We start from the raw sequence: 15,278 nt of genomic DNA, 5'->3' as shown, positions 1-15,278 counted from the left end.
AACTAAGTTGCTTTGGTTTGATATTTATGTTATTCCTAAGTGGAGCAGCCGGATTTCTTAAGGTGAACAGTTTACCGGATAGTGTGCGTATCAAGGGATTTTATCTGGAACCCAAGGATAGCCTGAACATGGTAACGATTGGAGCAAGTGAGACTTATACGGCAATAGCACCAGGTTTGCTCTGGAAAGAGTTCGGATTTACCAGTTATAATTATTCGGTGGCCGGAAGTCCGATCTCAATAGTAAAATCACAGGTTAAGGAGATTCTGGCTAATCAGGATCCAAAAGTAATTGTGATAGAGATTAACGGGACATTGCAGGATGATGAATATCAGATAAATGAAAAACGATTGAGAAAGTACATAGATAATATTCCATGGTCAGTAAATAAGATAAACACAATTAAGGAGATAGTACCCGAAGATCAGCAGACAGAGTATTTCATACCTTTTTTAAAGTATCATTCAAACTGGCAGAGTCTGGATTTGTGCATAGCTAATTTTTACCTTCAGTCACGTATGATGCTGGAAGGCAGCAGCCGACTGAAGGGATTTCAGACAATATCCGGAGCAGAAGAAACCAAAAGTAAAGTAATAGATGTGAAGGGCGATACCTCAGTACTTCCTTTGTCTGAAAAGGCAGAATATTATCTGCGAGATCTTCTTCAGTATTTAAAAGATGAAGGAATTGACAATGTTCTGTTCATGCGCACACCACACAGAATTACAAAAAAGAGTTATCCATTTTATCAAAGAGCAAATGAAGCGGAAAAGATTATCAAAGAATATGGATTTCCCTATGTGAACTTTGAAACAAAAAAGGATGAAATCGGACTGAGCATGATGGATGATTTTTATAATAATCATCATCTGAATCTGTATGGACAGAAAAAGTTTACGAATTATTTTGGAAACTATATGGTAGAACATTATGATCTGAAGGATAGTGTGCATTTAGAAAAGGTTATAAAAGAATGGGATAAAACCGCAGAGGATACAGAGGATTGTCTGGAATATGTAGAAACCATGATAGAAGATAAAAACAGAAGTATTATTAATGAAGGATGGAAAGAAGCCAGGAGATTACACCTGACAACAGAGGAGTAATGTGGGGAAAGGAATTGAACGGTATGGCTACTGATGAAGAGCTTTATGGGTAATATCTGAGCGGTGACGAGACAGGACTTGAACTATTGATAAAAAAATACGGCGACCCATTGACCTTATACATCGATGGTTATCTGCATGACGTCCATGAAGCGGAGGACTTAATGATGGAAACCTTTTCCTGGCTGTTTACGAAAAAGCCCCGCATCCGGGATGGATGTTTTAAGGCTTATCTCTATAAAGCGGCGCGGCACATGGCTTTACGCCACAAAAGCAGACGGCGGATTATCTTCAGTCTTGACGACCTGACCAGAGAACCGGAGGCGCAGACACTGGTGGAGGAGGTCATCCGCACAAAAGAACGAAATCAGATCCGGGCGCAGAACACTGGTTGATAAGAAAAAATTAGAAAGGTGGTTGGAAAGGCAGTCTTGAAACTTCAGGGGTGTCGTGTTATATTATTAGATAGCGCCATGCACCATCACTGAAAGGAAGGTGAGGATCATGGGGAAAAGTTTAACCGAATCAAGTTAAGAGAGAATATATACTTACCGATAAACTAGAAAGAGGTATTTAATACTTGGAATCTAACACAAACACAAAAGAAAATAAAAACTATCGTAAAACTGTCGTCAAATCAGGTCAGACAGTCCCACAAACCCGCGAAAACACCGGGTTCCCGGCTGATATTACTGTATTAAGCCCGATGATGCAGGAATACTGCAAGACAAAGGAACAATATAAAGACTGCATTCTATTTTACCGTCTGGGAGATTTTTATGAAATGTTTTTTGATGATGCATTGCTTGTCACCAGGGAACTGGAGATTACCCTTACAGGAAAGGACTGCGGATTAGAGGAGAGGGCACCCATGTGTGGTGTCCCTTATCATGCTGCGGAGACTTATATTAATCGTCTGATCGAGAGAGGACATAAGGTAGCAATCTGTGAGCAGGTAGAGGATCCTAAAAAAGCCAAAGGACTGGTAAAGCGTGAGGTTGTAAGGATTGTAACCCCAGGAACCACACTGGATGCTGCTGCTCTTGATGAGACAAAGAATAATTACCTGATGTCTATTGTGTCTATGGAAGAACATTTCGGATGCGCTATTGCAGACATTACAACAGGTGACTGTTTCCTTACTGAGGTGGACAAACCTCAGAAACTTCTTGATGAGATCAATAAATTTGTTCCTGCAGAGATTATCTGTAATGATTCTTTTTATATGTCTAATATAGATACAGATGACTTGCAGAACCGTCTTGGGATTTGTGTTTTTTCATTGGATTCCTGGTATTTCGATGACGAGTTGTGCCGCCGCACACTAAAAGATCATTTTCATGTAGGCTCTCTGGAGGGATTGGGCGTTGGTGATTATGACTGCGGGATCATTGCAGCAGGAGCACTTTTCCTTTATCTGAAGGAAACACAGAAAACCGCGCTGTCCCATATGGCGACGATCCGTCCGTATGCAGCAGAAAAGTATATGCTTATCGACAGTTCCAGCCGCAGGAATCTTGAACTTGTAGAAACATTACGTGAAAAACAGAAAAGAGGTTCTCTTCTCTGGGTACTGGATAAGACAAAGACTGCCATGGGTGCCAGAACACTTCGCAGTTATGTAGAACAGCCATTGATCGACAGAGATGAGATCGAGGAACGTCTTGAGGCGTTGGAAGAGTTAAATAAAAATGGAATGCTTCGCGACGAGATCAGGGAATATCTGGGACCTGTCTATGATCTGGAACGACTGATCAGCCGTATCAGTTATAAGTCAGCTAATCCGCGGGATCTGATCGCTTTTGCTTCTTCACTGGAAATGCTTCCATATATAAAACAGGTATTAAAAGAATTTAAGACTCCCCTGCTTCAGAAAATTTATGAAGATATGGACTCTCTGGAAGATGTAACAGATCTGATTAAACGTGCCATCGTGGAAGATCCGCCTCTTGCACAGAAGGATGGCGGTATTATCAAAGAAGGTTATAATGAAGATGTAGATAAATTCCGCCGTTCCAGAACAGATGGCAAAAAATGGCTTTCCGAACTGGAAGCAAGGGAACGTGAGCGTACCGGTATCAAGACAATGAAGATTAAATATAATCGTGTATTTGGTTATTCACTGGAGGTTACCAATACATTTAAAGACCAAGTACCTGACAACTATATTCGTAAGCAGACACTTTCTAATGCAGAACGTTACATTACACAGGAATTGAAGGAATTGGAAGATTTAATTCTTGGTGCAGAGGACAAGCTTTATGCGCTGGAATATGAATTATTCTGTAATGTGCGTGATACTGTCGGTAAAGAGGTTGTGCGTATTCAGAAAACAGCCAAGGCAGTAGCCGCATTAGATGTGTTTGCTTCTCTTGCACTGGTTGCTGAAAGAAATCATTTTGTACGTCCAAAAACAAACACAACAGGTGTGATTGACATCAAGAATGGCCGTCATCCGGTTGTAGATCAGATGATTGAGAACGATATGTTTATTGCAAATGATACATATCTGGACAACCATAAAAAAAGGGTATCCATTATCACAGGTCCAAATATGGCAGGTAAGTCTACATATATGAGACAGACTGCCCTGATCGTACTGATGGCACAGATCGGAAGCTTTGTCCCTGCTGAAAAAGCAAACATCGGAATTGTTGACAGAATCTTTACACGTGTAGGTGCATCAGATGACCTGGCAAGTGGTCAGAGTACATTTATGGTGGAGATGACAGAAGTTGCCAATATTTTGAGAAATGCAACTGCAAGAAGCCTTCTGATCCTTGATGAGATTGGACGTGGTACGAGTACTTTCGATGGACTTGCCATTGCGTGGGCGGTAATCGAACATATCAGCAACACCAAGCTCTGTGGTGCCAAGACTTTATTTGCAACTCATTATCATGAGCTTACCGAGTTGGAGGGAAAAATCCCAGGAGTGAATAACTACTGTATTGCAGTCAAAGAAAAAGGAGACGATATCGTATTCTTACGTAAAATTGTTCAGGGTGGTGCAGATAAGAGCTATGGTATTCAGGTTGCCAAGCTGGCAGGTGTGCCTGATTCTGTAATCCAGCGTGCGAAGGAACTGGTAGAGGAGCTCAGTGATGCGGATATTACGGCAGCAGTAAAGGGTTTAACCACGACGAAAAAGAAGAAGCCGGTATATGATCAGATGGATATGGCACAGATGTCCCTGTTTGATACCGTTAAAGATGATGACATCATAGAAGAAATCAAGGGTCTTGACATGGGAAACATGACTCCTATCGAGGCAATGAACACACTTTATAACCTGCAAAACAAGATTAAGAACAGATGGTGATAAAAGTTGAGAAAAATTGCAGTATTAGACCAGCAGACCATAGATAAGATCGCTGCCGGTGAGGTAGTGGAACGTCCGTCCTCCATTGTGAAGGAGCTTGTGGAGAATGCCATTGATGCAGGAGCAACTGCTGTAACAGTGGAGATCGCAGACGGCGGCAAAAAGATGATACGTATCACAGATAATGGCGGGGGTATGGAAAGAGATCAGGTACCCCTGGCATTTTTGCGTCATGCCACCAGTAAGATTGAGAAGGTTGAGGATCTGGAACACATTGCGTCTCTTGGATTTCGCGGTGAGGCTTTGTCCAGTATTGCCGCTGTTGCACAGGTGGAACTGATCACAAAAACCCCATCTGCATTAAGCGGAGTCCGCTATGTGATTAATGGTGGTGTACAGGAGTCTTTAGAGGATATGGGGGCTCCGGAAGGAACTACTTTCCTGGTGAGAAACCTTTTTTATAATACACCTGCAAGAAGCAAGTTCCTGAAATCAGATACTACGGAGGGAAATTATGTCAGCACTTTGATGGAACAGCTGGCATTGTCCCATCCTGAGATTTCTTTTAAATATATCCAGAATAAACAGGTGAAGCTTCACACATCCGGTAATTATAATGTAAAAGATGTGATCTATAATATATATGGAAGAGATATTACAAAAGCCCTTCTTGAGGTATCCTACGAGAATGATTTCATGAAGATTGAGGGTTTTGTGGGAAAACCGGAGATTTCCAGAGGCAACCGTACTTTTGAGAATTACTATATTAACGGACGTTTTGTAAAAAACAGGATCATTGCAAAGGGAATCGAGGATGCCTATAAGGGATTTCTCATGCAGCATAAGTTTCCCTTTGTTTCTCTTCATATCCAGATGGAGGGAAATGATTTGGACGTAAATGTACATCCAAGTAAGATGGAGGTAAGGTTTGCCAGAGGAACGGAAGTTTACGATGCCGTTTATGAGACAGTTCATAAGGCGCTTACTACGCGGGAAATGATTCAGACAGTTCCTTTTGGAAAAGAGGAATCTGTAAGAAAGCAGTCTTCTTTAGTAAAACCGGGAGATATACCGGAGCCATTTGAAATGAAACGTCGTGCTGAAATGCCGGAGTATCGAACACAAGTATCGAATACAGTTAATCGTACTTCGAATGTGTCGATAAAAGGCAATGATAGGACAGTATCTGCACCAGGTACTGCTATGGATAAAAAACAGATTTCTTCTTATTCAACACTTCCGCGAGGAACTATCACTATGGCGGAACAGGCAGTACGTGAGCAAAAGATTTATCAGACAAAAGATCCTTTTACAAAAGCAGAGGAGAAGCTTTTCGAAGGAACAATAAACGACAAAAATATACATGAAAAACAGCCTGACGCAATGCAGGTAAATATGTCACAGAAAGCAACTGTTTCTGTGAATAAAAATGTAGTGGATTCAAATGAGAATGCAGAAACTTGTGATGAAAGTGCTGAAAGGGTACAGGAAGTAAAGAAACAGCAAAAACCACAACAGTTAGAATTGTTTGAAGAGAAACTTCTTGCCCCTGAATCCAGAAGTCGTCATCAGCTGATCGGTCAGATTTTTGATACGTACTGGCTTGTACAATTTGAAGACAGATTTTTTATCATAGATCAACATGCGGCTCATGAGAAGGTCTATTACGAACGTTTTGTTAAAAGATTTCGCGAGCAGACGATAGAATCCCAGTATCTTTCTCCTCCACTGATCGTATCCCTGAATCTTCAGGAAGAGGTATTGCTTGAAACAAACAGAAAATATTTTGAAGATTTTGGTTTTGAGATCGAGCCATTTGGAGGTAAGGAATATTGCATTAATGCCGTACCGACCAATCTCTATGGGCTGGATGAGGAAGAATTGTTTCTGGAAATGCTGGATAATCTTGCATCTGAGAAAGATAAAGATCCACTTGGAATCTTTGCTTCCAGACTTGCAACGATGGCGTGTAAGGCCGCAGTAAAGGGAAACCATCAGATGTCTGTTCAAGAGGCAAATATGTTGATTGATGAGCTTCTGACTTTGGATAATCCTTATCATTGTCCACATGGACGCCCGACGATCATTTCCATGACAAAGACAGAACTGGAAAAGAAATTTAAACGTATTGTATAATGTGTGTTATTATGTATGCAGTGAACAGGGATTATACTGTTTTTATTTTAATATAAGGAGTTACTATGAAAAAGCCATTGATTGTTCTTACCGGACCGACGGCAGCAGGAAAAACTCATCTCTCTATTGCGCTTGCAAAAGCGGTAAACGGTGAAATTATTTCCGCAGATTCCATGCAGGTATATAAATATATGGATATTGGCTCTGCTAAGATCCGCCAGGAAGAAATGCAGGGAGTGAAGCATTATCTGGTAGATGAACTGCTGCCTGAAGAAGAGTTTCATATTGTAAAGTTTCAGCAGATGGCAAAAGCCGCCATGAAAGAGATTTATGCAAAAGGAAAGATTCCGATTCTGGTAGGTGGAACCGGGTTTTATATACAGGCAATTACCAAAGATATTGATTTTACTCAGGCAGAGCAGGAAGACGGATACCGTCAGGAACTGGAACAGCTTGCAGCAGAGAAAGGAAATGAATATCTTCATCAGATGCTGCTGGAGGTTGATTCTGTCAGTGCAAAAGAAATTCATGCCAATAATGTAAAACGTGTGATTCGTGCCCTGGAATTTTATCATCAGAATCATTCTCCGATTTCAGCTCATAACCAGGAGCAGAAAGAACATGAGACGCCATACAATCTGGCATATTTTGTTCTGAATGTCTCCAGAGATCTTCTTTATAAACGTATTGATGACCGTATTGATGAAATGCTTGAGGAGGGACTTCTTGAGGAAGTACAGAAACTGAAAAGTATGGGCTATCACAGAGGAATGGTTTCCATGCAGGGACTGGGCTATAAAGAAATCCTTGCATATCTGGATGGGGAATATCCTCTGGAAGAGGCAGTACGAATCCTTAAAAGAGATACCAGACACTTCGCCAAGCGCCAGCTTACCTGGTTTCGTAGAGAAAAAGATACGATTTGGATGAATAAAGATGAATTTGACTATAATGAAGATTTGATTCTTGAAAAAATGTTGGAAATTTGTCGTGAAAGAGAGATTTTATAAATAACATTGATTCAGTTAAATTTTTATTCGCAGTATTAGATTAAGAGATTACAGACTATAAAATATATGAGGAATAAACAGATTATGAAAGAAATGTATGCACAGCTTGGAATCTCCTCTGAAGTTTACGACTTCGGTCATGAAATTGAGGAATCCCTGAAAGAAAGATTTGATAAATTTGATAAAACAGCAGAATACAACCAGATGAAGGTGCTTCTTGCCATGCAGAAGAACAAGGTAAGCGCAGAATGCTTCGGAAGTTCTTCTGGTTACGGATATGATGATATCGGACGTGAGACACTTGAGAAAGTTTATGCAGATACTTTCCATACAGAGGCATGTCTGGTGCGTCCACAGATTACATGCGGTACTCATGCACTGGCAATTGCGCTGTTTGGCAATCTTCGCCCAGGTGATGAACTTCTTGCACCGGCAGGAAAACCATACGATACACTGGAAGAAGTGATTGGTATTCGTCCGTCAAAAGGTTCTCTTGCAGAATATGGTGTAAGCTATCGTCAGGTAGAACTTCTGGAAGATGGAACTTTTGATTATGACAGTATTTGTAAGGCAATCAATGAAAAAACCCGCCTTGTTGAGATTCAGCGTTCTAAGGGCTATCAGACACGTCCGTCTTTCTCTGTAAAACAAATCGGAGAACTGATTGCTTTTGTTAAGAGCATTAAACCGGATGTTATCTGCATGGTAGACAACTGTTATGGTGAGTTTGTAGATACGATCGAACCAAGTGACGTAGGGGCAGACATGGTTGTTGGCTCACTGATCAAAAATCCGGGCGGCGGACTTGCTCCAATCGGTGGATATATTGCAGGTACCAAAGAATGTGTGGAGAATGCCTCTTACAGAATGACTTGTCCGGGACTTGGAAGTGAAGTAGGTGCAACTCTTGGAGTGAACCGCTCGTTTTTTCAGGGATTTTTCCTTGCACCAATGGTTACCAAGGGCGCATTAAAAGGTGCTGTTTTTGCGGCAAACATTTATGAAAGATTAGGATTCCCTGTGATTCCGAATTCTACAGAGGAACGTCAGGATATTATCCAGGCAGTAAGCCTTGGAACACCGGAAGGGTTAATTGCTTTCTGCAAAGGTATTCAGGCGGCAGCGCCGGTTGACAGCTACGTAGATCCGGAACCGTGGGATATGCCGGGATATGACAGTCAGGTTATTATGGCAGCAGGAGCATTTGTCCAGGGATCTTCTATTGAACTCTCAGCAGATGGTCCGATGAAACCACCATATGCAGTATACTTCCAGGGTGGACTTACCTGGGAACATGCAAAACTTGGTGTGCTGATGTCTCTGCAGAAAATGGTAGATAAAGGTCTTGTGACTTTAAAATAATAAATGGCTGAGGGTGGACTATGAAAAAGAGGCAGGTAGTGATCATAGGTGCTGGCGCTTCAGGACTGATGGCGGCGATTATAGCGGCCAGAAACGGGGCGGCGGTCACTGTTCTGGAACAAAATGAAAAGCCGGGAAAAAAAATCTGTGCGACAGGAAATGGTAAATGTAATTTTTCAAATCTTGTGATGCCAGATGATGCATACAGAGGGAAGCATCCCGAGTTTGTAAATCATGCGCTGGCACAGTTTTCTGTTAAAGATACGGTGGAATTTTTTAAAAAATTGGGAATTTTTCCGTTGGATAAGAATGGATACCTGTATCCGAGAAGTAATCAGGCACAGAGCGTTGTAGATGTGTTATGCATGGAAGCATCCAATCTGGGTATAAAAATAAAGACAAACGAACAGGTTATTGCGATAGAGACAGAGAAGAACGGCAGAAACTTCCAGGTTCTGACAAAAGGATGGCACTATGAGGCGGATGCTCTTATACTTGCCAATGGTTCGAAAGCTTCCTCTGTTTCTGGTTCAGATGGAAGTGGATATGAACTTGCAGAGAGTTTAAAACACCATATTATTCCGGTTTATCCGGCTTTAACGGCATTAAAATGTAAAGGGCCTGCCTTTAAAGTGTGGGCTGGCGTACGTACGGAAGGAGAAGTTTCACTTTTTATAGACGGAAAATTTTACAAATCGGAGAGAGGCGAACTTCAGCTTACGGAATACGGAATATCCGGCATTCCTGTATTTCAGATCAGTACTTATGCAATTCGTGCTGTCAGAGAAGGTCATAAAGCAGCATTACGTATAAATTTCATGCCAGAGTTATCCGAAGAAGAATTAAAACAATTGTTACACTCACGAAAAAAAGCGTGTCCATATAAAAATGAAAAAGAACTTTTAGTCGGTCTTTTCCCGGAAAAACTGATAAAGGTTCTTACTTCCCAGAAACATTTAATCTCCGCAATAAAGGAATTTCCGCTTGAAGTTCAGGATGGAATGTCATTTTCTCAGGCGCAGGTTTGTTCCGGAGGTGTAGATACGATTCAGGTGAATGCTCATACTATGGAATCAAAACTTTGCAGAAATTTGTATTTCGCAGGAGAACTTCTGGATATTGATGGTACATGCGGAGGATATAATCTACAGTGGGCGTGGAGCAGCGGAGCAGTTGCTGGTATTAATGCTGCAAAGGAGGATAAAAAATGATTCGAATTTCACAGCTTAAGCTTCCAATCACACATACACAGGCACAACTTGAAAAGAAAATTTTAAAGACGCTAAAGAATCCAGGAAGTAGTTTCACTTATGAGATAAAGAAACAGTCTTTAGACTGCCGACATAAGAATGATAAGATTTTTGTATATACAATCGATGTAAAAATCAAAGATGAGCAGAAAATTGTTGAAAAAGTTAACAATAACAATATTACGTTAACTAAAGAAAAACAATATCAGTTTCCACAGTCAGGTGAAACACCACTAATACATCCACCGGTAATCGTAGGAAGCGGTCCTGCCGGACTTTTCTGCGGATGGTATCTTGCGAAGACCGGATATTGTCCTATCATCCTTGAAAGAGGCGAAGAGGCAGATAAACGTCAGAAAACCGTAGAGAACTTCTGGAAGAACGGAGTTCTTGACCCTGAATCCAATGTACAATTTGGAGAAGGCGGTGCCGGTACTTTTTCAGATGGAAAACTGAATACCCTTGTTAAGGATCCTTATGGACGCAACCATGAAGTACTGAAGCGTTTTGTTGCTGCCGGTGCACCGGAGGAGATTATTTATCAGCAGAAACCTCATCTGGGAACAGATGTCCTGGTTGGAATCGTTGAGAAAATGCGTCATGAGATAGAGGACATGGGGGGGAAATTCTGCTTTCGTTCAAAAGTGACAGATCTTATTTTTGAGAATGGTGCGCTGAAAGAAGTGGAGATAAACAACAGTGAAAAAATCCCGGCTGAAGTTTGTGTGCTTGCTCTTGGGCATAGCGCAAGAGATACCTTTGAGATGCTTCAGAAACGTGGTGTTTATATGGAACCGAAATCGTTTGCCGTAGGACTGCGTATCGAGCACCCGCAGGAAATGATCAATATGGATCTGTACGGAGAACCAGAGAATGAATTACTTGGAGCTGCCAGTTACAAAGTAACTCATAAATGTGAGAGCGGCAGAGGCGTTTACTCTTTCTGTATGTGTCCTGGCGGATACGTAGTAAATGCGTCTTCAGAACCTGGACGTCTTGCGGTTAACGGTATGAGCTATCAGGCGCGTGATTCCAGAAATGCGAACAGTGCAATGATTGTGACAGTCACACCTGAGGATTTTCCGGAAAAAGGAGCACTTGGCGGTGTAGAATTCCAGCGTAATCTGGAAAGGAAAGCATGGGAACTTGGAAAAGGCAAGATTCCTGTTCAGCTATTTGGGGATTTTTGCAAAAATCAGCCAAGTGAAGCATTGGGAGAAGTTTTGCCATGTATGAAAGGTGAATATACTTTGACAAATGTCCGGTCTATTCTGCCAAAAGCTGTAGGCGATTCGATAGAAGAAGGCGTGAAATCTTTTGGAAAAAGAATCTCCGGATTTGACAGAGAAGATGCACTTCTCAGCGGTATAGAAAGCCGTACCTCTTCTCCTGTAAGAATTGTACGCGATCAGGAACTTGTGGCAAATATAGGAGGAATTTACCCTTGTGGTGAGGGCGCAGGGTATGCGGGCGGAATTACAAGCGCAGCTATGGACGGAATAAAAGTTGCGGAGACAGTATGCAGAAAATATGCAATTACAAAGTAGCTGACAGAATATGTAATAATATGACGGTTGTTTTTGTTTTGTTTACTTTGGCATGTAGCATGAAATATATTACTGAGAATACAGTAAAAATTAATCAGTAATATAACATTGCAACACATAAAGTTCACATAAAAACTTTAGGAGGAGAGTGTACATCTCTCCTCTTTTATGCTAGAATATAATTTGCAATTTGCCCAAAAGCTTTAGAGAGCAGACGGCAAACTTATGAATAATACAAATAATATCATGAAACAACTGCCGGAGGAGCAGCGTCCATATGAGAAATGTTTTACACAGGGAGAAAGCGCATTAAGTGACAGCGAACTGCTGGCAGTAATTTTGCGTAGTGGTACTCAGGGAAAGAATTCACTGACACTTGCACAGGAAATTCTTAAGGTTATGGAGAAATCTTCCTATCCCGGACTGACAGGACTTTTACATATATCTTTACAGGATCTTATGAAAATAAATGGAATCGGACAGGTAAAAGCCGTTCAGCTGAAATGCATTGGCGAGCTTTCCAAAAGGATTGCAAGAAATGCTGCCAGACCTCAGCTGGTTATGAATAATCCGGCTTCTATTGCAGCCTATTATATGGAAGAACTTCGTCATGAAGAACAAGAAGTTGTAATCTGTATGATGTCAGATGTAAAGGGGCATTTTCTGGGAGATAAAATATTGACCAGGGGAACTGCAACGGGATCAATGGTAACACCCAGAGAAATCTATATGGAGGCGTTACGCCGCCATGCAGTCAGTCTGATATTGATTCATAATCACCCAAGTGGTGATCCTACACCAAGTCCGGATGATGTACAGATTACGACAAGAATTTATCAGGCAGGGGAATTGATTGGCATACATCTCCTTGACCATATTGTAATTGGAGATCAGAAGTATTGTAGCTTCAGAGAAGAAGGATTGTGGGAAGAATGTGTAGAATAAGAGAGTACTGTTTATTCTACATCTGGTAATCAGAAATAGAGGAGATACTGTCTGTCAGGATTTGTGTGCGGACAATAACGGTAAAGGGGCAGATATATGCTGTTTGAGAAAACATATGGAATAGATTTGGGGAGCAGTTCCGTAAAGGTCTATTCTTTTTTTAGGAACAAAACTTATATTGAGAAAAATATGATTGCATCCAAAGGACGTAAGATCATTGCCATGGGTAACGAAGCGTATGAGATGTTTGAGAAGTCACCTACAGATATTGCAGTTGATTCGCCGATGACATTTGGTATGATTGCTAACCTGGAACTTCAGGAAATCGTTCTTTACAGCATGATTCGTAAGATCGATCATATTCTCGGATTTGGAGCGGTGATGTATTTTACAGTTCCGCTGGATATGACTGCCGTCGAGAAAAGGGCTTATTTTCATGTGGCAAACGGTCACTGGTTGAAGAAAAATCGTGTATTCATGGTGGAAGCACCAATCGCCGATGCGATTGCCATGGGTGTGAATCTGGAAGATCCGGAAGGAAATATGATCGTTAATATCGGTGCACAGAGTACAGAAGTATCGATTATTACTGACGGAAAGATTATTATCAGTAAGAAAATACCATTGGGTGGCAGACAGATGAATGAATCTATTTGCAGTGAAATACGTAAGAGGTATAATCTGCAGATAGGGACACGAACTGCCAAGAGGCTTAAGATGGTAATGGGACGTCTTAGTGATCAGAAAAAAGGAGTTCGAAAAGTTGTCGGAATCGACTGCATTTCCGGACTCCCGAGAGAAGAAGTCATTTCATCATACGTGGTAAATGATGGAATTATGAATTGTCTGAATGAGATTGCAGCAGAAATGAAGACATTTCTGGAACGAATTCCGCCACAGATTTCCTATCATATCGCAAAACAGGGTATTTACATAACAGGAGGCAGTACAAGACTGCTTTATATAGACAAATATCTTGCCAGTTATACTGGGTTTACCTTTAATCTGTCAGAACTTTATGAAACTTCGGCAGTTACAGGTCTTGAGAAAATAATCAGAGATAAAGATCTGCGTAAATGGGCAGTACCGATTACGCAGAGAAAACTATAATTTTTAGGGGTGCATCATGAAAAACCTGAAAAAGAAAGTACGTTTTAGGATTCAATTAAAAAGTAAACATCTTTTGGCCATTATGACGATCTTTTGCGTCAGCTGTATTGCTGCTACATTTGCTTCCGGTGTTACTACTGCACCATTGCAGGATGCGGCAGGTATTGTGATTGTCCCATTTGAGAACAGCATCAATAAGATCAGTTCTGTTCTTACCGGAATGCAGGATCGTATGCGCGACAAAGAAGAAATCCTCAGCGAAAATGAGAATTTAAAGGCACAGGTAGAAAGTCTTACAGAACAGAATAATAAGCTGATTCAGGATCAGACAGAATATGTAAGATTACAGCAGATGTATAATCTTGATCAGCAATATACAGAATATCCAAAGGTTGCCGCTGAGATAATATCCAAAGATCCTGGAAACTGGTATGATACATTTATGATCAACCGGGGATCAGCAGATGGAATACGTGTGGACAATAATGTAATTGCTGATAAAGGACTGGTAGGAATTGTAACAGAGGTAGGAACTCATTGGGCAACCGTACGTTCCATCATTGATGACAGCAGTAATGTCAGCGCCATGACAGTCAGCACGCAGGATAATTGTGTGGTAGAGGGTGACCTGGAATTGATTGATGAGGGAAAATTGAGTTTCAGTCAGATGTATGACCAGGATAATAAGGTAACAGTCGGAGAACGTATTGTAACGTCAAATATCAGTGAAAAATATGTAGAAGGATTGTTTATCGGATATGTCAGCGAAGTTCAGCAGGACAGCAACAATCTGACTAAAACCGGAACAATCGTCACACCCGTAGATTTTCAGCACCTGAAAGATGTACTTGTAATTACAGTAAATAAACAGGATTCTGTTGATGACAGCGGACAGGCAGCTCAGGAGGCAACTGCGAATGAAGAGTAAGATAACATTATTTTTTATGATTCTTATAAGTTTTCTTCTTCAATGTACAGTTCTTCATGTGATATCTATTGGATCTATCACACCGAACCTTATTCTGATTCTTTGTATATCGATGGGATTGATGCGGGGTAGAAAAAGTGGAATGTGGACAGGCTTTTTCTGCGGCTTTTTTGTAGATATGTTCTATGGATCTGTATTTGGATTTTATGCTCTGATCTATATGTATATTGGATTTTTCAGCGGATATGCACATAGGATCTGTTATGATGATGATATTAAAGTTCCGGTAATGCTTGCTGGTATTGGAGATTTATTGTATGGTCTTGCTGTCTATGCGTTACAGTTTTTACTTCGTGGCCGTTTAGGACTTGGAACTTATTTATATAGAATTATCCTGCCTGAGATTTTTTATACAGTGATTCTTACATTGATTGTTTACCGGGTATTTCATTATATTAACTATCATTTTATGAATAATCCATCAAGGAAAGAAAGTGAGTCTATTTGGGTACTAAAATAAAAAGATTTTTTAAAAAGATACGAATAAAACGAACTACAGTAT

The 15,278-nt window shown here is 40.8% G+C and carries 12 protein-coding genes; all 12 read left to right on the top strand.

The features are described 5' to 3' along the window. Positions 1–62: 62 nt before the first annotated feature. The 12 genes from ACTNC0_RS02165 to mreD all read left to right on the top strand — a co-directional run bounded on the left by ACTNC0_RS02165 (position 63) and on the right by mreD (position 15,236). Positions 63–1,106, top strand: coding sequence for a hypothetical protein (locus ACTNC0_RS02165; RefSeq protein WP_441086179.1), 1,044 nt, complete (start codon positions 63–65; stop codon positions 1,104–1,106). Between the two features lie 86 nt (positions 1,107–1,192). Next, entirely contained in the window at positions 1,193–1,501 is a 309-nt protein-coding gene (locus ACTNC0_RS02160; protein ID WP_441086178.1) for an RNA polymerase sigma factor, read from the top strand. 311 nt (positions 1,502–1,812) lie between these two features. After that, positions 1,813–4,428 carry a DNA mismatch repair protein MutS gene (gene mutS / locus ACTNC0_RS02155; RefSeq protein WP_441086270.1) on the top strand — a complete coding sequence of 872 codons (2,616 nt, stop codon included), beginning with the start codon at positions 1,813–1,815 and terminating at the stop codon, positions 4,426–4,428. 6 nt (positions 4,429–4,434) lie between these two features. After that, positions 4,435–6,564 (top strand): DNA mismatch repair endonuclease MutL, encoded by a 2,130-nt coding sequence (gene mutL / locus ACTNC0_RS02150; RefSeq protein ID WP_441086177.1) that lies wholly within the window; start codon positions 4,435–4,437, stop codon positions 6,562–6,564. Positions 6,565–6,629: 65 nt separating this feature from the next. Beyond that, on the top strand, positions 6,630–7,574 hold the full coding sequence (gene miaA, locus ACTNC0_RS02145; protein WP_441086176.1) for a tRNA (adenosine(37)-N6)-dimethylallyltransferase MiaA: 945 nt from the start codon (positions 6,630–6,632) through the stop codon (positions 7,572–7,574). Between the two features lie 84 nt (positions 7,575–7,658). Further along, on the top strand, positions 7,659–8,936 hold the full coding sequence (locus ACTNC0_RS02140) for an aminotransferase class I/II-fold pyridoxal phosphate-dependent enzyme (RefSeq protein ID WP_441086175.1): 1,278 nt from the start codon (positions 7,659–7,661) through the stop codon (positions 8,934–8,936). Between the two features lie 20 nt (positions 8,937–8,956). After that, on the top strand, positions 8,957–10,147 hold the full coding sequence (locus ACTNC0_RS02135) for an NAD(P)/FAD-dependent oxidoreductase (protein ID WP_441086174.1): 1,191 nt from the start codon (positions 8,957–8,959) through the stop codon (positions 10,145–10,147). Next, the gene (locus ACTNC0_RS02130) at positions 10,144–11,733 is read left to right on the top strand and encodes an NAD(P)/FAD-dependent oxidoreductase (RefSeq protein WP_441086173.1); all 1,590 of its coding nucleotides are present in this window, start codon (positions 10,144–10,146) and stop codon (positions 11,731–11,733) included. Before ACTNC0_RS02135 ends, ACTNC0_RS02130 begins: the two co-directional genes overlap by 4 nt. A gap of 225 nt (positions 11,734–11,958) precedes the next feature. Further along, positions 11,959–12,678, top strand: a complete 720-nt coding sequence (radC, locus tag ACTNC0_RS02125; RefSeq protein WP_441086172.1) for a RadC family protein — start codon at positions 11,959–11,961, stop codon at positions 12,676–12,678. Positions 12,679–12,774: 96 nt separating this feature from the next. Next, positions 12,775–13,788 carry a rod shape-determining protein gene (locus ACTNC0_RS02120; protein ID WP_441086171.1) on the top strand — a complete coding sequence of 338 codons (1,014 nt, stop codon included), beginning with the start codon at positions 12,775–12,777 and terminating at the stop codon, positions 13,786–13,788. A 16-nt stretch (positions 13,789–13,804) separates the two neighbouring features. Next, positions 13,805–14,716, top strand: a complete 912-nt coding sequence (gene mreC, locus ACTNC0_RS02115) for a rod shape-determining protein MreC (RefSeq protein WP_441086170.1) — start codon at positions 13,805–13,807, stop codon at positions 14,714–14,716. Further along, on the top strand, positions 14,706–15,236 hold the full coding sequence (mreD, locus tag ACTNC0_RS02110) for a rod shape-determining protein MreD (protein WP_441086169.1): 531 nt from the start codon (positions 14,706–14,708) through the stop codon (positions 15,234–15,236). The genes mreC and mreD overlap by 11 nt, the downstream gene beginning before the upstream one ends. The last annotated feature ends 42 nt before the right edge of the window (positions 15,237–15,278 follow it).

This window comes from Blautia sp. HCP3S3_B11, from assembly GCF_052064435.1.
GTDB lineage: Bacteria > Bacillota > Clostridia > Lachnospirales > Lachnospiraceae > Blautia_A.
This window is presented reverse-complemented; position numbering and strand designations above follow the sequence as displayed.